The organism is Streptomyces sp. BoleA5 (assembly GCF_000373665.1).
In the GTDB taxonomy this organism is placed as follows: domain Bacteria; phylum Actinomycetota; class Actinomycetes; order Streptomycetales; family Streptomycetaceae; genus Actinacidiphila.
In genome coordinates, this window is sequence record NZ_KB892113.1 from 62,947 (window position 1) to 81,367 (window position 18,421).

The 18,421-nt window shown below is 72.5% G+C and carries 22 protein-coding genes; 9 read left to right on the forward strand and 13 right to left on the reverse strand.

The genetic code is table 11. The features are described 5' to 3' along the window. The first annotated feature begins 64 nt into the window (after positions 1–64). Both B085_RS0124515 and B085_RS0124520 read left to right on the forward strand, forming a co-directional pair. On the forward strand, positions 65–874 hold the full coding sequence (locus B085_RS0124515; RefSeq protein ID WP_018561244.1) for a Scr1 family TA system antitoxin-like transcriptional regulator: 810 nt from the start codon (positions 65–67) through the stop codon (positions 872–874). Further along, entirely contained in the window at positions 871–1,074 is a 204-nt protein-coding gene (locus B085_RS0124520) for a DUF397 domain-containing protein (protein WP_018561245.1), read from the forward strand. Before B085_RS0124515 ends, B085_RS0124520 begins: the two co-directional genes overlap by 4 nt. Positions 1,075–1,202: 128 nt before the next feature. Here B085_RS0124520 and B085_RS0124525 read toward each other — a convergent pair whose 3' ends face one another. Continuing rightward, positions 1,203–1,421 carry a hypothetical protein gene (locus B085_RS0124525; RefSeq protein WP_018561246.1) on the reverse strand — a complete coding sequence of 73 codons (219 nt, stop codon included), beginning with the start codon at positions 1,419–1,421 and terminating at the stop codon, positions 1,203–1,205. Between the two features lie 292 nt (positions 1,422–1,713). After that, on the reverse strand, positions 1,714–3,093 hold the full coding sequence (locus tag B085_RS0124530; protein ID WP_086020732.1) for a D-alanyl-D-alanine carboxypeptidase family protein: 1,380 nt from the start codon (positions 3,091–3,093) through the stop codon (positions 1,714–1,716). A gap of 224 nt (positions 3,094–3,317) precedes the next feature. Here B085_RS0124530 and B085_RS51030 point away from each other — a divergent pair, with 224 nt between their 5' ends. From B085_RS51030 to B085_RS0124545, 3 genes are all read left to right on the forward strand, one after another. Further along, a complete protein-coding gene (locus B085_RS51030) occupies positions 3,318–3,566 on the forward strand; it encodes an SCO4848 family membrane protein (RefSeq protein ID WP_018561248.1) in 249 nt (82 codons plus the stop codon). Next, the gene (locus B085_RS0124540) at positions 3,563–4,858 is read left to right on the forward strand and encodes a metallophosphoesterase (RefSeq protein WP_018561249.1); all 1,296 of its coding nucleotides are present in this window, start codon (positions 3,563–3,565) and stop codon (positions 4,856–4,858) included. Before B085_RS51030 ends, B085_RS0124540 begins: the two co-directional genes overlap by 4 nt. A 133-nt stretch (positions 4,859–4,991) precedes the next feature. Further along, positions 4,992–5,396 (forward strand): ATP-binding protein, encoded by a 405-nt coding sequence (locus B085_RS0124545; protein ID WP_026251384.1) that lies wholly within the window; start codon positions 4,992–4,994, stop codon positions 5,394–5,396. A 38-nt stretch (positions 5,397–5,434) separates the two neighbouring features. Here B085_RS0124545 and B085_RS0124550 read toward each other — a convergent pair whose 3' ends face one another. From B085_RS0124550 to B085_RS0124565, 4 genes are all read right to left on the reverse strand, one after another. Next, positions 5,435–6,154, reverse strand: coding sequence for a TetR/AcrR family transcriptional regulator (locus tag B085_RS0124550; RefSeq protein ID WP_051102154.1), 720 nt, complete (start codon positions 6,152–6,154; stop codon positions 5,435–5,437). A gap of 10 nt (positions 6,155–6,164) precedes the next feature. Then, entirely contained in the window at positions 6,165–6,713 is a 549-nt protein-coding gene (locus tag B085_RS0124555; RefSeq protein ID WP_018561252.1) for a thiol-disulfide oxidoreductase DCC family protein, read from the reverse strand. A 5-nt stretch (positions 6,714–6,718) separates the two neighbouring features. Continuing rightward, entirely contained in the window at positions 6,719–7,129 is a 411-nt protein-coding gene (locus tag B085_RS0124560) for a hypothetical protein (RefSeq protein ID WP_018561253.1), read from the reverse strand. A 128-nt stretch (positions 7,130–7,257) separates the two neighbouring features. Then, the gene (locus B085_RS0124565) at positions 7,258–8,508 is read right to left on the reverse strand and encodes an MFS transporter (protein ID WP_018561254.1); all 1,251 of its coding nucleotides are present in this window, start codon (positions 8,506–8,508) and stop codon (positions 7,258–7,260) included. Positions 8,509–8,576: 68 nt separating this feature from the next. Between B085_RS0124565 and B085_RS0124570 the strand changes: the two genes are divergently transcribed. Further along, the gene (locus tag B085_RS0124570; RefSeq protein WP_018561255.1) at positions 8,577–9,104 is read left to right on the forward strand and encodes a MarR family winged helix-turn-helix transcriptional regulator; all 528 of its coding nucleotides are present in this window, start codon (positions 8,577–8,579) and stop codon (positions 9,102–9,104) included. Between the two features lie 143 nt (positions 9,105–9,247). After that, the gene (locus tag B085_RS43675) at positions 9,248–9,691 is read left to right on the forward strand and encodes a DUF4234 domain-containing protein (protein ID WP_018561256.1); all 444 of its coding nucleotides are present in this window, start codon (positions 9,248–9,250) and stop codon (positions 9,689–9,691) included. 58 nt (positions 9,692–9,749) lie between these two features. Here B085_RS43675 and B085_RS0124580 read toward each other — a convergent pair whose 3' ends face one another. Then, positions 9,750–10,166 carry a DUF3592 domain-containing protein gene (locus tag B085_RS0124580; RefSeq protein ID WP_018561257.1) on the reverse strand — a complete coding sequence of 139 codons (417 nt, stop codon included), beginning with the start codon at positions 10,164–10,166 and terminating at the stop codon, positions 9,750–9,752. Positions 10,167–10,431: 265 nt separating this feature from the next. Beyond that, positions 10,432–11,610, reverse strand: a complete 1,179-nt coding sequence (locus tag B085_RS0124585) for a D-alanyl-D-alanine carboxypeptidase family protein (protein ID WP_106435025.1) — start codon at positions 11,608–11,610, stop codon at positions 10,432–10,434. Positions 11,611–11,789: 179 nt separating this feature from the next. Between B085_RS0124585 and B085_RS43680 the strand changes: the two genes are divergently transcribed. Further along, a complete protein-coding gene (locus tag B085_RS43680; RefSeq protein ID WP_018561259.1) occupies positions 11,790–13,130 on the forward strand; it encodes a DUF4132 domain-containing protein in 1,341 nt (446 codons plus the stop codon). A gap of 5 nt (positions 13,131–13,135) precedes the next feature. After that, positions 13,136–14,122, forward strand: coding sequence for a hypothetical protein (locus tag B085_RS0124595; protein ID WP_158689820.1), 987 nt, complete (start codon positions 13,136–13,138; stop codon positions 14,120–14,122). 68 nt (positions 14,123–14,190) lie between these two features. Here the strand turns inward: B085_RS0124595 and B085_RS0124600 are convergent, their stop codons facing one another. From B085_RS0124600 to B085_RS0124620, 5 genes are all read right to left on the reverse strand, one after another. After that, entirely contained in the window at positions 14,191–14,949 is a 759-nt protein-coding gene (locus B085_RS0124600) for a succinate dehydrogenase iron-sulfur subunit (protein ID WP_018561261.1), read from the reverse strand. Next, on the reverse strand, positions 14,949–16,703 hold the full coding sequence (gene sdhA, locus B085_RS0124605; protein WP_018561262.1) for a succinate dehydrogenase flavoprotein subunit: 1,755 nt from the start codon (positions 16,701–16,703) through the stop codon (positions 14,949–14,951). The genes B085_RS0124600 and sdhA overlap by 1 nt, the downstream gene beginning before the upstream one ends. A 28-nt stretch (positions 16,704–16,731) precedes the next feature. Then, positions 16,732–17,202: a succinate dehydrogenase hydrophobic membrane anchor subunit gene (locus B085_RS0124610; protein WP_018561263.1), complete on the reverse strand. Its 471-nt coding sequence runs from the start codon at positions 17,200–17,202 to the stop codon at positions 16,732–16,734. Positions 17,203–17,210: 8 nt separating this feature from the next. Beyond that, positions 17,211–17,591: a succinate dehydrogenase, cytochrome b556 subunit gene (sdhC, locus tag B085_RS0124615; protein ID WP_078620037.1), complete on the reverse strand. Its 381-nt coding sequence runs from the start codon at positions 17,589–17,591 to the stop codon at positions 17,211–17,213. A 126-nt stretch (positions 17,592–17,717) separates the two neighbouring features. Then, on the reverse strand, positions 17,718–18,287 hold the full coding sequence (locus B085_RS0124620) for a 2-oxo-4-hydroxy-4-carboxy-5-ureidoimidazoline decarboxylase (protein ID WP_018561265.1): 570 nt from the start codon (positions 18,285–18,287) through the stop codon (positions 17,718–17,720). Positions 18,288–18,421 lie beyond the last annotated feature (134 nt).

Consider the following 18,421-nt stretch of genomic DNA (forward strand, 5'->3'; position numbering starts at 1 on the left):
AAAGTGCAGGTCGCGGCGTACGGTCGGGAGTATCGGCGCGAGTACGGAGGGTGGTTGTACCCGAGTGGCGAGTGACGTGTCCCCGCCCCCGATGGCGTGGCGGTACTGCGGCAACCAGGTCAAGCTCTGGCGCGAACACGCGGGCGTCACCCGCGAGCGGCTGGCGGACGAGGCGGGGTACGGCTACGAGACCGTCAAGTCGATGGAGCAGGGGCGCCGCCGCCCGACGCAGCGGCTGCTTCAGGTCGCCGACGGGCTGTGCGGGGCGCAGGGCAAACTCACGGCGGCGGAGGCGTTCCTCACCCCGGAGAAGTACCCGACCTACGCCCGGGAGTACATGCGGTACGAGGCCGAGGCGATCGCCGTCAACTGGTACGAGAGCCAGTACATCCCCGGGCTTCTGCAAAGCGAGCCCTACGTGCGCACGTTGCTGTCGTCCCACTGGCCACCGCTCGACGAGGAGACGCTCGCGGAGCGCGTGGCGGCACGGCTCGAACGCCAGTTGATGCTGGACAACGGCTCCCGGTCGTTCAGTTTCGTGGTGGAGGAGTCGGCGCTGCGCTCCTTCTCGGACCCCGAGGCGCACCGCGAGCAGTTGCGGACGCTGCTGGCGCGAGGGCGTGCCCGGAACATCACCATCCAGGTCATGCCAGCGGACCGGGGTCTCCACCCGGGACTGCACGGCCCGTTCGTGTTGCTGGAGACCGCCGAACATCAGCACCTCGTCTACGAGGAGGGGCAGACCACGGGAATCCTCTATGCGGACCCGGCCCGGGTCAGTATCGTCATGCGGCGCCACGACATGATCACCCGCCAGGCCCTCGGACCCGAGGAGTCCACGCGGTTCATCGACGACTTGGCGGAGAGGTCATGACCGACGGGCTCGTGTGGTTCACGTCCAGCCACAGCAACTCCGAGGGCGGCGCGTGCGTCGAGGTCGCGTTCGGTCAGGGCGCGGTCCTGGTGCGGGACTCCAAGGACCGGGCCGGGGCCCGGCTGACGTTCACGCCCGGGGCGTGGGCGGACTTCGTGGCGTACGCCGTCGCGCGTGGCGCGACCGACGCCGGGCGATGACGCCCAGTTCGCGCGCGCCGATGAGGTGCGTGGACCGACTGCCGTAGCCGGCGGCGTCGAGGCTCTCGACGGCCGGGGGACGGGTGTACACGGAGGCGGGCCGGTGAAGCCGCCCGGAACTCCTGGGCTCAGCGCAGGAAATGGGCCGCGGTGAACCATGCGGCGGCCAGCACCAGCACGGTGATCAGGATGTAGCCCACCAGGTAGACCCCGGCGAGCACGGCCGCCGGGGCGGCGATGAGCCAGCCGGCGCGTCCCGCGGGGGTCTTGGCCCGGAAGGCCGAGCGGAGGCAGTAGGCGACCGCGACGAGCCCCAGGACGAGCCCGATGACCGACAACATGCCCATGGCGTGCTCCCTTCCCGTACCGGTTTTCCCTGGTTCCTGGGTACTGGCCGGGCCGTTCGCGCGGCAGGGGGCGGTCGCAGCGGGGTGGGCGCACGAGCCGCACGTGCGCCGTCGAGCGCCCCCTGGCCGGGGGGCATGTGCGCTTGGCACGAGACGGCTGCGGCCGGTGGCGGGTGCCACCGGCCGCAGCCGGGCCGCAGGACCGACGGGAACGATCCTCCGGCACGGCCCAGTGGGACGCCGCCGGCCGGCGAAGCGGGACACGGCGGATCAGGCCCATGCCCTCCGGGCGTCAGACCGGGCGGTCCGCGGTGGCCTCGGTCTTCCCGGCGCCCTCCTCGGCCGCGCCCTCCTTCGGCGGCGTGGCCTCGTCCGTCGCCACGGCTTCGTCCTCCGCGGGCTTCGCGGCCGCGTCGTCGCCGGGCTTGGTCGGGGCGGGGATGGCGGCGTTCGCCGTCGGCTGCGGCAGGGGCCAGCGCCGCCGTACGAGGTAGGCCAGGGCGGCGACGACCAGGACGGAGCCGCCGGTGAGCGCGAGGGCCGTCCAGGCCCCGCCGCCGCCACCGGAGGAGGCGGGCGCGGCGACCTGCTGCCGGGGCTTCTCGCTGGGGGAGGCGGAGGCGGACGGGGAGGCCGACGCGATGGCGGACTTCGGGGGCACGAGCATGCCGACCGGGGTGACCATGCCGTCCGCCTTGAAGCCCCAGTCGAGCAGCTTCGCCGCCTCCTTGTAGGCCATGTTGTGGCCCGGGCCGGGGTGCATGACGGTCACCAGGAGCGTGCGGTCGCCGCGTTGGGCGACACCGGTGAAGGTGTTGCCCGCCTTGGTGGTGTAACCGTTCTTCACGCCCGCGATGCCCTGGTAGGTCGGGACGTCGTAGTCACCGGAGAGCAACCGGTTGGTGTTCTGGATCTCGAAGGTCGAGCGCTTCTTGGTGGCCTTCTTGCCCTTCTTCGCCTTGGTCTTCTTCCACCCGCCGGGGAACTGGGCGCGCACGGTCGAGCAGTACTCGCGGAAGTCCGCGTTCTGCAGGCCGGAGCGGGCGAAGAGCGTCAGGTCGTACGCCGAGGAGACCTGGCCGGGCATGTCGTAGCCGTCGGGGGAGATCACCGTGGTGTCGTCCGCCTGCAGGTCCTCGGCCTTGCGCTGCATCTCCAGGACGGTCGCGTCCACGCCGCCGTTCATCGAGGACAGGACGTGGACGGCGTCGTTCCCGGAGCGGAGGAAGACCCCGAGCCACAGGTCGTGGACGGTGTAGGTGAGGTTCTCCTTGATGCCCACGAGACTGCTGCCCGCGCCGACGCCGTCGAGGTCGGAGGGCAGCACCTTGTGGGTCTGCGCCTTGTCCAGCTTGGGCAGCACCGTGTCCGCGAACAGCATCTTGAGCGTGCTGGCGGGGGGCAGCTTCCAGTGCGGGTTGTGGGCGGCCAGCACCTCCCCGGTCTCGGCGTCGGAGACGATCCACGACCGCGAGGTGAGCTTCCCGGGCAGGGCGGGGGCGCCGGTCAGCGGGCTGACCTGGGTGCCTGGCTGCCCCAGCCGATCCCCGCCGACCGCCGACATCTGCGCGGGCGGCGTCGGTGTGGCCGACGGGGGGGAGGGCTTCGCGTGCGCGACGGGCGCGGTGGTCAGGGCCGTACCGCCGACGAGTGCGAGGGCGGACAGCACCATGGCGGAACGGCGCGCGGCGCGGGGGGAGGAGTTCGGCACGATGTGAAGTTACAGTCCGTCCGGGACGAGCGGCAGGCGTGGGGGGCCGTTCGGGCCGTGACCGATCCCACGTGCCGGATGTGCAACCGGGCGGTGCCCACGGGCGTCTTGGGCGGCGGCCCGCGTCAGGGTCGGCGGGGCGACCCCGCGGCAGGGGGCCGCACGGCGGCCCGCATACTGGTCGCATGAAGCTCAGCCGCCCCGTCTCCTGGTTCCTGACCGCCTTCGGGGTGTGGAGCTGGATCGTATGGACGACGTTCGTCAAGAACCTGTGGAAGGACGCCAGCGGGCTCGCCTTCGAGGGCGGTGACCACGGCTCGCCCACCACCTACTTCTGGGTGCACCTGACGCTGGCGGTCACCTCGCTCGTGCTCGGCACCGCGATCGGCGTTCTCGGCGTCCGCGGTCTGAGAGCGCTGCGGGCTGCCCGGTGACCCTCGTGGTGGTCGCCGTCGTCGCGGCCGTCCTGGCCCTCCTCGGCGGGGTGCACTACTACCTGTGGCGCAGGCTGGTCCGCGACGTGTCCGCGCCGGGCGGCTGGTGGCGGCGGACGGGGACGGTCCTGGCGGTCGCCCTGCCGCTGCTGAGCGTGGGCGCGCTGACCGGAGGGCGGACGCTGCCGCTGGCGGCCGAACGGTGGCTGGCCTGGCCGGGCTACCTGTGGCTGGCGGTGCTGCTCTACCTGACGCTGGCGGTGCTGGCGGGCGAGGCCGTACGGCCTCTGCTGCGGGGCGCGCTGGAGCGCAGGGAGCGGTCCCGGGGCGTGCGGGCCGCCGAGCCCGCCGGAGCCGGAGAACCGGCCGGGCCGGCCGGCGCGCCCGAGGACGCGGCCGAGCCCGCCGGAAAGACGTCCGAGGCCTCGCCGCAGCCGCAGCCGCGGCCCGAGTCCGCGTCCGCCGGGCCGACGAGGCGGCTGTTCGTCGCGCGTACGGTCGGCGCCGCGGCGGCCGTCGCCGCGGGGGTGACGGTCGGCCAGGGCACCTACGGCGTGCTGCGCGGCCCGCGCCTGAAGTACGTCACCGTGCCTCTCGCCAAGCTTCCCGCGGCCGCGGACGGTTACCGGATCGCCGTGGTGAGCGACATCCACCTCGGCCCGATCCTCGGCAGGGCGCACACCCAGCGGATCGTGGACACGATCAACGGGGCCCGCCCGGACCTCGTCGCCATCGTCGGCGACCTGGTCGACGGCTCGGTGCGGGAACTGGGCGCCGCGGCCGAGCCGCTGGCCCGGCTCCGGGCGCGGGACGGGAGCTATTTCGTCACCGGCAACCACGAGTACTTCTCCGGGGCCGCGCCCTGGATCGACTTCGTGCGCGATCTCGGCGTCCACCCGCTGGAGAACGCCCGCACCGAACTCGCCGGCTTCGACCTGGCCGGGGTCAACGACATCAGCGGCGCGGACCACGACCACGCCCCCGACTACACGACGGCGCTCGGCGACCGGGACACCTCGCGCGCGGTGGTGCTCCTCGCCCACCAGCCGGTGATGATCCACGAGTCGGTCCGGCACCACGTGGACCTGCAGCTGTCCGGGCACACCCACGGCGGGCAGCTGTGGCCCGGCAACTACATCGCGGAACTGGCCAACCCCACGGTGGCCGGTCTGGAAACGTACGGCGACACCCAGTTGTACGTGACCCGTGGTGCGGGGGCGTGGGGCCCGCCGGTCCGTGTGGGCGCGCCCTCGGACATCACGATCGTGACCCTCGCCTCGCCCCTGGCCTGACGGCCGCCCGTCTGAATTTGGCCGGAAACCTCTCACCGAGGGCGAACAATCTGGCACGGAACGCATTCCCCGCGTCGAAACTGGTAAGGGATGGCGCAACGGAAGGGGGGCGTTCGCTCATGGGGAGAGTGACCTGTTGAGGCGCAGTGCGTTCCGGCTGCCCCGGCATCCCACGTCGGTCGGGCTGGCCCGGCACAGGGTACGTGACCATCTCGAGGGCTGGGAGAAGGAGGGCGAGACCGTCGAGTCCGTCGTTCTCGTCGTGTCGGAGCTGGCGACCAACGCCGTACGGTACAGCCCGCTCCTGGAGCGGGAGTTCGAGGTGGCGGTGACCGTCCACTCCGACGGCTCGTGCGTCGTCGAGGTGTCCGACGGCGGCGCCCAGTCCCGCCCCGTGCCGCGCGACGCGGGCGACGGCGACGAGTCGGGGCGCGGTCTGAGGCTGGTGCAGGCGCTCTCGGACACCTGGGGCGTCCGGGAGCGCGGCCGGTACGGCAAGACGGTCTGGGCGGTGCTGGCCGAGCCCGCAGTGGGCTGACCGGGGCGGTGCCCCCGGCGGGCGGCGGGCCGGCCGGCTCAGCGCCGGAAGAGGAACTCCGTGAGCAGCTCGCGGATCTCGCGCACGATCGGCCGCAGCAGCCGGTAGCGGGAGAGCCTGAGGATCCGCGCGCCGAGCGGCGCGGTGCGCGCGACCAGCCGGCGGGTGCGCTCGGTGTCGGGGGAGTGGTCGAAGACCCAGTAGACGACGATGCCCATCTGGTACATCCACATCAGTTCGGGCAGCACCTCGGCGAGTTCCGCGTCGGCCTTGATGTCGGAGCCGGAGAGCACCCGTTCGTGGATGGAGATGGCCGCGTCGCGGGCCGGGTGCGACTCCGGGGAGAAGGGACTGAGCGGGCTCGCCGGGTCGGCGGCGTTCTTGAAGAACTGCGCGGCGAACTGGTGGTAGGGGCGGGCGACGTCGATCCAGGCGGTCATCACGGTGAGCAGCCGCGCCGCCAGGTCACGGTCCCCACCGCCGTCCAGGATTCCCTGGACCGCGGCCTCGTGCTCGGCGGCGAGGCGGTCGTAGAAGCCCTGGACGAGGTGTTCCTTCCCGTCGAAGTAGTAGTAGGCGTTGCCGACCGAGACCCCGGCCTCCTTGGCGATGGCGCGCATCGTCGTCTTGTCGTAGCCCCGTTCCTCGAACAGCCGCATGGCCGTCTCGAGGATCAGGGCGCGCGTCTGCTCGCTCTTGGGGGGCCGGGGCGTCCCGGGGGTCGAGCCGGGGGCCGTGCCAGGGGGTGCTTCTTCCACGTCGGTGAGCCTAACCGGGCGGGGCGCAGCCGTCCGCGCAGGCGTCGGGATAGGTGTCCGGGGCGGCGTCCGGGGCGGTGTGCGTCCAGCCCCGCTCGGGGTCGTAGGACCAGCCCTCGCCGCTGGTGTACATCCGGCCGCCCCAGCCCGTCGCCGCGGCCCCTCGGCCCCACTGCGCCTCGCGGTAGCGGGCGGCGGCGAGCACGGCGGCCCGGGCGACGGGCGCTCCGGCGCGGGTGCCGAGACGGTGCGCCATGGGGCGGTACTCGGCCAGGGCCCACAGGCAGACCAGCCAGGCGGCGTCGTCCCGGTAGACCTGCCCCGAGTCCCCGACGACGGTGATCTCGCGCCGGGTCGCGGTGTGGTCCAGCTCGGGGAATCGGCGCCGGGCCTCGTCGGAGCCGACCGGGACGAGGTCCAGCGGCACGATCTGCCGCTGGCGTTCCAGCCAGCGGCGGACGAAGGAGCAGAGCGAGCAGTCCGGGTCGTACAGGACGGTCAGCAGACGGACCGGCACCGGGGCCGCCGGAGCGGCCCCGGTCGCTGGGGTGCGGTCCATCGCCGTCACGCCCCGGGCCGCGCGGGGGCGGTCCAGCCCTGCGGGCGGACGGGCGGGACCTGCTCGCGGTCCATCACGCCCCGGCGGCGGATCTTGTTGAGGACGTACACGTTGCCGAGGTGCAGCACCCCGAGGACGAGCAGGACGACACCGAGCTTGACCGACAGCGCCTCGAAGAGCTCGCGGGCGTTCCCGACCCGGTCGGCGCTCTTCAGGTACAGCGCCACGAAGCCGAGGTTCACGAGGTAGAAGCCGACCACCAGCAGGTGGTTGACGGCGTCGGCCAGCTTCTCGTTGCCGTGGAGCACGTCTTCGAGGAAGACCTTGCCGGCCCGGCTGAGGGTCCGGGCCACCCACACCGTCAGCGCGACGCTGACGAGCAGGTAGATGACGTATGCGACGACCGTGAGGTCCATGGGTCCCACCCTTTTCGAACGTGTTCAAAACCCGTGCCGATGAATGTAGACCTGTTTTTGAACATGTTCAAGCGAGAAGTGCGGTCTCCCGCAGGGGTCGTGGGGGCCGGCGTGCCGCCGTGCGGCCGTCAGGCCTTCGCGGCCCGGTCGCCGACCGGGGCCGCCACGGCGGGCTCCGCGCGGACCACGCCGATCGCCCGCACCCCCGGCACCGCCGCGGTCGCCAGGCAGGCGGCCGCGACCAGCGCCGCCGACACCGCCAGCGGGACCGCCGGACCCCACAGGCCGGCGGCGAGCGGGGCCAGCGCGTAGCCCGCGGGCATCGCGGCGAGGGACAGCAGCCAGTCGTAGGAGGTGACCCGGGCCAGCGCCTGCGGCGGCACCTGCTGCTGGACGACTGTCTCCCAGACGGGGGTGAGGTAGCCGAGCGCCGCGAGCGCCAGCCCGTACGCCGCGATGAGCAGCGGGGCCGGGGCGGCCAGGGCCAGCAGGACCAGCGGCAGTGCGTACGTCGCCAGGCCCAGGTTGGCGACGAGTACGGGGCGGTGCGGCCGGGCGCGTGCGGCCAGCAGGGAGCCGAGGACGAGACCGATCGCCCCGGCCTCCAGCACCCAGAACCACACGCCCTCGCCGCCGAGCCGATGGATCGCGACGGCCGGGCCGAGGGTGGTCAGGACCGCTGCCGCACCGTTCCACGCGGCATGCGCGACCAGACTCGTCCAGTACCAGTCGCGCGAGCGGACCTCGCCCCAGCCCTCCTTGAGGTCGGCGAGCACCGACGCGCGCGGCAGCGCGGTCCGCTCGACCCGCAGCACCGTCAGCAGCGCCGCGCTCACCGCGAAGGAGGCGGCGTCCAGCACGAAGGCGAGGCCGGGACCGGCGGCCCAGATCAGCGCCGCGGCGAGGGCCGGGCCGCACAGCCGGGTCGCGCTGTTCGCGACTCCCATCAGGGAGTTGGCCCGCTGCCGCGCCGCCCCGTCGGTGACGGTGCCGGCGACCAGCGGCGACTGGGTCGGCATCGCGAAGGCGGAGGCGGTGCCGCCCACCGCCTCGGCGAGCGCGATGGGGCCCAGTGACGGGTCGCCGCCCAGCAGTTCGAGCCCGACGAAGAGCTGGGCGGCGCAGCGTGCGAGATCCGCGGCGACCGCCACGCGCCGGGCGTCGAAGCGGTCGGCCACCACCCCGCCGAGCGGGAGCAGCAGCAGCTTCGGCACCATCGCGCAGGCCAGGACGAGGGCGAGGGCCGAGACGTCGCCGGTCGCCCGGGTGACGGCGATGACCAGTGCGGCGGGCACGACCCCGTCGCCGAGCAGGGACAGCGTGCGCCCGGCGAACAGCAGCCGGAAGCCGCGGAGCCGGAGAGGGTGTGTGGGCGTCATGGCACCGCAATGTATTTCGGTGACGAATCATTCGCCACCGAAATATATGGCGCCGTAGGATTCGGGCCATGGAAGCCGATGCCGACACCGACGCCGAGGGCTCCGCGGTGGAACGGGACTGGACCGACGGACACGTGGAGCGCTGGCTGCCCGTGCTGCCGGACCTCGACCCGGACGTCGAGGGCGCCGTCACCCGCATGAAGCTCGTCACCAGCCATCTGCGCAAGATCCGTGAGCAGTCACTGGTCGACTTCGGCCTGCAGCGGCACGAGTTCGACACCCTGCACGCCCTCGCCGGGCGCGGCGGCCGCGCCGCCCCGTCCGAACTCGCCGCCGACCTCGACCTGGCACCCGCCTCCGTCACCGGCCGCCTCGACGCGCTGGAGGCCCGCGGCCACGTCCGGCGCACCCACTCCACCGCCGACCGCCGGCGCATCGACGTCGAGCTCACCGACGCCGGCCGCGCCACCTGGCTCGGCGCCATGGACGTGCTCGGCCACGAGGAGTACCGGCTGCTCGGCACCCTCGACGCCGAGGAACGCCGGCATCTTTCCGACCTGCTGCGACGCGTCATGGTGGTGGCCGAGGCCGACTGAACACAGGATCCGGGAAGATCCGACATCCTGTGCGAAATTTGTGAGCGTTCCCCGCTGACAGGCCGCCGAACCGCCGAGTAGCTTTACCTTCTCTTCGGCACGCAACCGCTCCGTCACTGCCGAAGGCGCGACCTGGGGGCAGCATGTTCAACGAGGACCGCTACCGGACCCTCCCCTACCCGCGGGGGCCCTTCCCGGGTTTCCCCGTCTCCGGGAGCGTGGGGCTCGCCACGCCGTCCGGCGACATGCGCCGCCCCGAGGCCGTCTGGCTGCTGGGGCCGCTGACCTTCGGCGTGTACTGGCTCGTCTGGTACTACCGGGCCAACAAGGAACTGCGGGAGTTCGACCCAGGCATCAAGGTCCGGCCCGCCCTCGCCGTGCTCGCCGTCAGCCTCGGCGCGCTGCTGCTCGTGCCCGCCGTCGTCTCGCTCTACAACACCGGCTGCCGCATCGCCCGCGCCCAGCGCCGCGCGGGCCTCCACGACACGGTCTCCGGTCTCAAGGGACTGCTGCTGGCGCCCGCGTTCGGGCTGACCTCGTTCTACTACCAGGAGCAGCTCAACCAGGTCTGGGTCGCCCGCAACTGACGGCCCGAGCCGTCGCGCGGTCGCGCGCCCAGGTTCCCGGCGTGGGGGTCGGGCCGGATCACATGCTTTCCATGGCCATCCATGCCGCGATGCAGCACAGGGCCGCGCCACCCAGAGCGGCATATACGTCGCCCGGACTTCTCCAGATCGCTTTGTGCAGGGCGAAGGCCGTCATCGACGTACCGGGATCCGCCGGGTCGTAGATTATGGTCGCGGTCGACTCGCCGGTGAAGCCGGGAGGGAGCGCCGTGCTCGAAAAGGCCGCGCGAAAGGTCCTTCCTTCGAGTGTCGTGTAGGTCAAGACGTAATGGGGCCTGCCCGGTTGGCTCCACGTACGGTCCACGCATTCGCCTTCGACCGCGACCCCGTTGCGGGAGACGGCTCTCCTCCTGAGTACCTCCATTGCCGTCAATCGGACGAGGATCAATCCGAGCACGAATATGCAGGCTGCCATGAGCAAGGTGAATGCGTGCATTTCTTCTCCGGAGTCAGTGAGCCCGGCGCGATAGCGTAGGCGTAGTCCCGGGTCTCGGTCCACAGCGTGATCTCGCCCTGCTCCTCCCACGCGCCGACCGGACCGACAAGGTGCCGGGGGAGCACGAGGACCGCCATGAGGCGCCGGAGCGTTCCCGCAGACGCGGCCGCCGCGGCGGCGCCCGCCCGGTAGCCGGCAACCGGCCGTCGCCTCCTGCGGGATTCTCGCCCGGTGAGCCGCGTGCCCCGGCCGTGGGACGGCGAACTCAGCGGGCGCGGCTCGAGCCGCGCCCGCGCCGCCGGGCGTCGCCCCGGCCCGCCGCCGCACGCTGCGGCAGCGGGCGGCGCCTGATCGCCAGGATGAACGCAGCGACGGCCGCCACCAGGACGGTCTCCACCGCCGGGCCGATCCACGAGGACCCCCCGGACCCGTCGGCCGCCGCCGCGGGCCGTGGGCCGGGGCCGTCGGCGGGCGGGCCGCCGGCCATCGCGCGCACCTGGCTCAGCGTCGGCACCAGTTCCCCGACCGGCTCGACGCGGCCCGCCGCGTCGAAGCCCCAGTCCAGCAGGTCGGCCGCCTCCTGGTACACCTCGTCGTACCCCGACTCGGGGTGCATCACGGTCACCAGCAGCGTCCGACCGTCGCGCTCCGCCGCGCCGGTGAAGGTGTTCCCGGCGTTGGTGGTGTAGCCGTTCTTCACCCCGATCATGCCGTCGTACTCGCCGAGCAGCCGGTTGGTGTTCTGGATCTCGAAGGTCTCGCCCTTCTCCCCGGGGAAGCGCGCGACCTGCGTGCGGCAGTAGTGACGGAAGTCCGGGTTGCGCAGCCCCGCCCGGGCGAAGAGCGTCAGGTCGTACGCCGAGGACAGCTGACCGGGCGTGTCGTAGCCGTCCGGGCTCACCACGTGCGTGTCGTTCGCCTGCAGTTCCCGCGCCCGCGCCCGCATGTCCCGGACGGTCTTGTCCATGCCGCCGTTCATCGAGCACAGCACGTGCACCGCGTCGTTCCCCGATCGCAGGAACACCCCGAGCCAGAGCTGCTCGACCGTGTAGGTGATGCCGGCCTCGATCCCGACCAGACTGCTCCCGGCTCCTATGTCCGCCAGGTCCGCGTGCGTCACCTGGTGCCGCTTGCGGCGGTCGAAGCGGGTCAGCAGGGTGTCCGCGAAGAGCATCTTCAGCGTGCTCGCCGGCGGCAGCCGCCGGTGCGCGTTGTACGACGCCAGCACCTCACCGGAGTCGGCGTCCGCCACGATCCACGACAGGGAGTTCGTCTCCGGCAGCCTCGGCGCCCCCGCGGCCACCTGCACGCCGTGCCGTCCCAGCCGCTCGCCCCCGACCACGGATCTGGCGGCCGCGACCGCCTTCCCGGGGGGAAGCAGCGCGGCAGTCACGCCGAGCCCGAGGACGGCACGTCGCGGCGGTGTGGGGGGTGTCGCGGCCATGGGGGGACGTTACAAGCTGCGACCCCCCGCAACCGAACCGGGGCCACCGCCGAGGACGCCGGTCGGCCCAGCGCATCCGGGGCGCCTGCGCCGAACGGGGGAAGCGCGGCGCGTTGTCAGAGGGCGGTCCTACGCTCGGCGGAGATGGAGGACGTGGGGTCGCCGCATGGGGGTGGACGGTGAACGTGATCGCGTGGGGGGACGTCGAGGGGCCGGCGGTGCCCGGGTACGGGCTCGGGGTGGCGCAGCGGCTGGGCGGGGTCACCGCGGAGCTGGGGATCCGGGACGGGCGGGCCGTGCTGGGCTGGCGGAACGCGACGGGCAAGGCCCTGAAGGGCGCCCCGGCCGCCGTGCGGCGCGACCACGCGGGGGAGGTGACGCGGCTCCGGACGGCCGTCAGGGACATCGACCGGACGCTGGCGGCGCAGGCCGGCCGGCTGGACCGGCAGTTCACGGAGCGGCGCGCCCTGCCGTACGCGCACTGGCGTCGGGGACTTGCCGACCACCCGCTGCTCGGCACCCTCGCGCGGCGCCTGCTGTGGACGGTCGACGGGGTCGCCTGCGGCTGGGCCGAGGGCGGGCTGCGCGCCCTCGACGGTGAGCCGGTCCCCGTAGCCGGCGGCCGGGCCGTGGTGCTGTGGCACCCGCTGGGGCGCGAGCGTGCGGAGATCAATGCCTGGCGGGAGTGGCTGGAACGGCACGGCGTCACACAGCCCTTCCGGCAGGCCCACCGCGAGGTGTATGGCCCCGCCGACGCCGCACGCCTTTTCGCCACCCCGCACGTCCTGAGGCAGCACCCGTTCGCAGCGCTGGCCGCCGCCCGCGGCTGGCGGTACCGCCCGAGCCCGCCCGGCGAGGACGCCCTCCCGCACGCCACGCGCGAACTCCCCCAGTGGGGGCTGCGTGCGGAGCTGCGGATCCAGGGCGTCGACGGGGACGAGGGCGGCGACTGCCCCGGCGGCCCCGCGCTCATCGGCACCGACCAGGTGCGCTTCCTCCCGCTGGACGCCCCCGCCTCCGGCAGCCGGGCCTGCCGGCTCCCGCCCGCCGACGTCCCGCCGCTCGTCCTCAGCGAAGTCCTGCGCGACGTCGACCTGTTCGTCGGCGCCGCCGGCATAGGGAACGACCCCACCTGGCAGGACGGCGGCCCCGACGGCCGCTTCCGCGCCTACTGGGCGTCCTGTGTCTCCGGCGAGCTGACCCCCTGCGCCGCGACCCGCCGCGAGGTGGTGTCCCGGCTCGTGCCGCGTCTGGCCATCGCCGGCCGCTGCGCGGTGGAGGGCCGCTTCCTGCGCGTCCGCGGCGACCGGCACACGTACCGGATCCATCTGGGCTCCGGCAACGTCCTGATGTCCCCGGACGACCGCCATCTGTGCGTCGTCCCACCCGCGACCGCCGGTGCGGTCCCCGGGCCCCTGCCCTTCGAGGGCGACCCCATGCTGCCGGTGATCCTCGCCAAGGCGCTGCTTCTCGCCCGCGACACGGAGATCACCGACCCGACGATCGTGAGCCGACTGTGAAACGCGTGCGGACCCCGGATTGCTCGCCCTGGGAGGACCCGGGCCGGATCGCCCTCATCGCCCGGCTCGCGGCGAAGGGGGACGTGACCGAGCTGGCAGGGCACCTGCTGTCGGCCGCCGACTGCGAGGGCCACGCGGCGGTGTCCCGGCTGAGGGCGATGCCCCGCGAACGACGTGTGGCCCTCGCGAGGCTGCTCGTCGAGCGTGCCGACGCGCCCGGCTCCACGCCCGACCGGTGCGAGCGGGTCATGGTGCTGCTGGCCGCGGTGTCCCGGGGCTTCGTGCACGACGCGTGGTGCAGCGGCTGGCACGACATGCTGGAGGGCATCGCCCGCCGGTCGTACTGGTTCAACTGCGGCGACGAGATGCCCGTCGTCGCCGAGGCGCTGCTCGACGCGGGACGTCCTCTGTCGGCGGAGGTCGTGGGGATGATCCGCCGGTGCGCGCACCACGGCCTCGGCTGGGCGGGACTCCTGCTGGACCGCCTCCCCGAGCCGCCCCTCAACCCCGGTGAGCCCTGGTCCGACCGCGTCCTGGCCGAACTGCCGGAACTCGGCGACCCCTGGCGGCGGCTGATCCCGCATCTGCGCGCCGCGGGGCCGCGCCCCGGCGCCCGCTGGGACCGGGCGGCCGCCGCGGTCATCGAGGGCGTCGGCTCCGAGACCGTACGCCGCACCGCCACCCCCTGGCTTGCCCTGGCCACCCACGGCGGCAGCGCCGAGGCGGGCGCCCACGACCCCTGGAACGTCACCGCCGTCCGCGGACTGGCCTGGCTGCTGTCGTCCCCCATCGTGCCTCTCCACGCGGAGACCGTCCGCGTCCTGGGAGCCCTGGTCGAGCGCCCCCCGGTCAAGACCGTCGTCGCCGCGGCAGGCATACGGGCCCTGGCCCGGCTGGACGGCGGGGCCGGCCGGGACGAGCTGCGCAGACTCGACGGGTGCGTCGGCCACACGGTCACCCGCGGGCAGATCCGGCGTGCGCTGACCCCGTGAACGCCCGAGGGCCCCGCACCCGGCGGAGACCGGGTGCGGGGCCCTCGGGAGAGCCTCGGCGGAGGGGATCAGAAGCGACGCGTGATGAGCGCGCGCTTCACCTCCTGGATGGCCTTGGTGACCTCGATGCCACGCGGGCACGCGTCGGTGCAGTTGAACGTGGTGCGGCAGCGCCACACGCCGTCCTTGTCGTTCAGCACCTCGAGCCGCTGCTCGCCACCCTCGTCACGCGAGTCGAAGATGAAGCGGTGGGCGTTGACGATGGCCGCCGGGCCGAAGTACTGGCCGTCGTTCCAGAAGACCGGGCAGGACGACGTGCACGCGGCGCACAGGATGCACTTGGTGGTGTCGTCGAAGCGCGCGCGGTCCTCGGCGGACTGCAGGCGCTCGCGCGTCGGCTCGTTGCCCTTGGTGATCAGGAAGGGCATCACGTCCCGGTAGGCCTGGAAGAACGGGTCCATGTCGACGACCAGGTCCTTCAGCACCGTCAGGCCCTTGATGGGCTCGACGGTGATGGGCTTGTCCGGGTTGATGTCCTTGATCAGGGTCTTGCAGGCCAGCCGGTTGCGGCCGTTGATGCGCATGGCGTCGGAGCCGCAGATGCCGTGGGCGCAGGAGCGACGGAACGTCAGCGTTCCGTCCATGTCCCACTTGATCTTGTGGAGACCGTCGAGGACCCGCTCCTTGGGGTCGATCTCCAGCTCGAAGTCCTGCCAGGTGGCCTCGTCCGAGATCTCCGGGTTGAACCGGCGGATCCGGAAGGTGACCGTGATGTAGGGCGAGGCCTGGGCCTCGGCCTCGACCTTGTCGAGGGTCGCGGTGCTCATCAGTACTTACGCTCCATCGGCTGGTAGCGGGTCTGCACTACCGGCTTGTAGTCGAGACGGATCGACTCGGCGCCGTCGGCACCCACTTCGCGGTACGCCATCGTGTGCCGCATGAAGTTGACGTCGTCGCGGTTCGGGTAGTCCTCGCGGTAGTGGCCGCCGCGGGACTCCTTGCGGGCCAGGGCCGAGACCGCCATGACCTCGGCCAGGTCGAGCAGGTTGCCGAGCTCGATGGCCTCGAGCAGGTCGGTGTTGAACCGCTTGCCCTTGTCCTGGACCGACACGTTCCGGTACCGCGCGCGCAGCTCGCCGATCTTCTCGACGGCGGTCTTGATGGTCTGCTCGGTGCGGAACACCATGACGTTGGCGTCCATGGTCTCCTGCAGCTCCTTGCGCAGCTGCGCGACCCGCTCGTTGCCGGTGGAGGCGCGGAGCCGCTCGACCTGGTCGACCACGAACTGCGCCGGGGCCTCGGGGAGCTCGACGTAGTCGTGGTCCGCCGAGTACTCGGCGGCGGCGATGCCGGCCCGGCGGCCGAAGACGTTGATGTCCAGCAGCGAGTTGGTGCCGAGGCGGTTGGCGCCGTGCACGGAGACACAGGCGACCTCGCCGGCGGCGTACAGGCCCGGGACGACGGTGGTGTTGTCCGACAGGACCTCACCCTCGACGTTGGTGGGGATGCCGCCCATGGCGTAGTGCGCGGTCGGCTGGATCGGGATCGGGTCCGTGTAGGGCTCGATGCCGAGGTAGGTCCGCGCGAACTCGGTGATGTCGGGGAGCTTGGCGTCGAGCTGCTCCGGCGGCAGGTGCGTCAGGTCGAGGTAGACGTGGTCGCCCTCGGGCCCGCAGCCGCGGCCCTCGCGGATCTCGGTGTAGATCGCCCGGGAGACGACGTCACGCGAGGCGAGGTCCTTCATGACCGGCGCGTACTTCTCCATGAAGCGCTCGCCGTCCTTGTTGCGGAGGATGCCGCCCTCACCGCGGGCGCCCTCCGTCAGCAGGATGCCCATGCGCCAGATGCCGGTCGGGTGGAACTGGAAGAACTCCATGTCCTCCAGCGGCAGACCGCGGCGGTAGACGGCGGCCTGGCCGTCACCGGTGAGGGTGTGCGCGTTGGAGGTGACCTTGAAGAACTTGCCGGTGCCGCCGGAGGCGTACACCACGGCCTTCGCCTGGAAGACGTGGATCTCGCCGGTGGCCAGCTCGTACGCGACGACGCCGGCGGACTTCTTGACGCCGTCCTCCTCGACGATGATCTGGTCGAGGACGTAGAACTCGTTGAAGAACTCCACACCCTCCTTGACGCAGTTCTGGTACAGCGTCTGGAGGATCATGTGGCCGGTGCGGTCGGCCGCGTAGCAGGCGCGGCGGACCGGGGCCTCGCCGTGGTTGCGCGAGTGGCCGCCGAAGCGGCGCTGGTCGATCCGGCCCTCGGGGGTGCGGTTGAAGGGCAGGCCCATCTTCTCGAGGTCGAGGACCGCGTCGATGGCCTCCTTCGCCAGGATCTCGGCGGCGTCCTGGTCGACCAGGTAGTCACCGCCCTTGATCGTGTCGAAGGTGTGCCACTCCCAGTTGTCGTCCTCGACGTTCGCGAGGGCCGCCGCCATGCCGCCCTGGGCGGCGCCGGTGTGGGAGCGGGTGGGGTAGAGCTTCGTCAGCACGGCGGTGCGGCTGCGCTTCGTCGCCTCGATGGCGGCGCGCATGCCGGCGCCGCCCGCGCCGACGATGACGGTGTCGTACTTGTGGATCTGCATGAGGGGTCGCTTCCCTGTCCAGCCCTGGCTAGCGGATGTTCGGGTCGAAGGTGAAGATCACCAGCGTGCCGAGGATGATGGTGAACGCGGTCGCGGTGTAGACCAGCATCTTCAGCCAGAACCGGGTGTTGTCCCGCTCCGCGTAGTCGTTGATCACGGTGCGCAGGCCGTTGCCGCCGTGCAGCATCGCCAGCCACAGCATGATCAGGTCCCAGGTCTGCCAGAACGGCGAGGCCCAGCGGCCGGCGACGAAGGCGAAGCCGACCTTGGTCACGCCCCCGTCGAGGACCAGCTGGATCAGCAGGTGACCGATGACCAGGACGACCAGGACGATGCCGGACAGGCGCATGAAGAGCCAGCCGTACATCTCGAAGTTGGTCCGGGTGCTGCGCGGGGTGCGCTTGGTCCGGGCGCGCGGCGGCTCGATGACCGGGGCCGGGTTGTCGGGGCCGTAGGCGGCGCTGGAGGAGCTGAGCTCCACGTGGTCGGTTGCGGACATGGCTTCGCTCAGCTCCCGAACAGCACTCGTGCGGCGTGGCCGAGGACGGGGTAGATGGCCCCGATCATCAGCACGACCCAGATTCCGACGACCGTCCACAGCATCTGCTTCTGGTACTTCGGGCCCTTGGACCAGAAGTCGACGGCGATGACGCGCAGGCCGTTCAGAGCGTGGAAGAGGACAGCCGCGACCAGCCCGTACTCGAGCAGGCTGACGATGGGCTGTTTGTAGGTGTTGACGACCTTGTCGTAGTCCTCGGGGGAGACGCGCACGAGTGCGGTGTCGAGGACGTGGACGAACAGGAAGAAGAAGATGAGGACACCGGTGACTCGATGAGCCACCCATGACCACATGCCTTCCCGGCCGCGGTACAACGTTCCAGCCGGCACGGAAAAAACCCTCCGGGAGCGGATGTGGGGCCTGCCGGCTTCGTTGGTCGGTCGGCCCGGCCGGGTACGGTCCACCGGCCCTGGCCATCGTAGCGACGGCTTGTCGGCTACGTCCTGCCGGGTCCTTCAGGTGTGATCGATCCCGCACGTGTGGGTGTATCGGCCGGGAGCCCCGGGCCCGCCGGATGCGTCCCCGAGGGCCAGCCGCGTCAGGCGGGACCGGGTCACCCGGCGCAGTTCCTCGGCGGCCGTGACCCGCTCCTCGTCCGGGTCGTTGGCGAGCCGCTGACGGAGTGACGCCAGCATCCGGTCGAGGGACTCTCCGGGGTGCACCCCGGAGAGGGACAGCACGAAGACGTGGCCGAAGCGCGCCTCGTACGCGGCCTGCGCGGCGCGCAGCGCCGTGTGCGCGGCGAGGCTGCCGCGGGTGGGGGCGGCGTCCGGCGGGGCGCCCGACGCCTCGGCGGCGAGGGCCTCGGCGAGGTCGGCGGGTGTGAGGTCGTAGGCGGCCTCGTCGGCGGCGGCCAGCAGCGCGTCCAGGTCGGGATAGGGACGGTGCGCGGCGACCCGGCGAGCCCAGCGCAGGCTTCCGCAGCAGGTCAGCAGGACGGACTCGGCCGCCCCGGGCGAGGCGTCGTTGAGCCGCCGCAGGCCGTGGGGGAGGCCGGGGCGGGCCGCCGGGGACGGCCGGGGCACCCGGCCGCGCGACTGCGCGGGCAGGTGCGCCGGTGCCCGTGGCGGGACGGCGGGAGTGTCGCTGGACAGCGGTGGGCTCCTGGGAGGGAACGGTGGCGGTGGGGGGAACCGCTGGGCGGCTGCGCGGCGTGAAC

Coding starts and splice junctions, on each gene's coding strand:
- B085_RS0124520 (WP_018561245.1), top strand. CDS start 871: ATGACCGACGGGCTCGTGTGGTTCACGTCCAGCCACAGCAACTCCGAG.
- B085_RS0124525 (WP_018561246.1), bottom strand. CDS start 1,421: ATGGGCATGTTGTCGGTCATCGGGCTCGTCCTGGGGCTCGTCGCGGTC.
- B085_RS0124530 (WP_086020732.1), bottom strand. CDS start 3,093: ATGGTGCTGTCCGCCCTCGCACTCGTCGGCGGTACGGCCCTGACCACC.
- B085_RS51030 (WP_018561248.1), top strand. CDS start 3,318: ATGAAGCTCAGCCGCCCCGTCTCCTGGTTCCTGACCGCCTTCGGGGTG.
- B085_RS0124555 (WP_018561252.1), bottom strand. CDS start 6,713: ATGGACCGCACCCCAGCGACCGGGGCCGCTCCGGCGGCCCCGGTGCCG.
- B085_RS0124560 (WP_018561253.1), bottom strand. CDS start 7,129: ATGGACCTCACGGTCGTCGCATACGTCATCTACCTGCTCGTCAGCGTC.
- B085_RS0124565 (WP_018561254.1), bottom strand. CDS start 8,508: ATGACGCCCACACACCCTCTCCGGCTCCGCGGCTTCCGGCTGCTGTTC.
- B085_RS0124570 (WP_018561255.1), top strand. CDS start 8,577: ATGGAAGCCGATGCCGACACCGACGCCGAGGGCTCCGCGGTGGAACGG.
- B085_RS43675 (WP_018561256.1), top strand. CDS start 9,248: ATGTTCAACGAGGACCGCTACCGGACCCTCCCCTACCCGCGGGGGCCC.
- B085_RS0124580 (WP_018561257.1), bottom strand. CDS start 10,166: ATGCACGCATTCACCTTGCTCATGGCAGCCTGCATATTCGTGCTCGGA.
- B085_RS0124585 (WP_106435025.1), bottom strand. CDS start 11,610: ATGGCCGCGACACCCCCCACACCGCCGCGACGTGCCGTCCTCGGGCTC.
- B085_RS0124600 (WP_018561261.1), bottom strand. CDS start 14,949: ATGAGCACCGCGACCCTCGACAAGGTCGAGGCCGAGGCCCAGGCCTCG.
- sdhA (WP_018561262.1), bottom strand. CDS start 16,703: ATGCAGATCCACAAGTACGACACCGTCATCGTCGGCGCGGGCGGCGCC.
- B085_RS0124610 (WP_018561263.1), bottom strand. CDS start 17,202: ATGTCCGCAACCGACCACGTGGAGCTCAGCTCCTCCAGCGCCGCCTAC.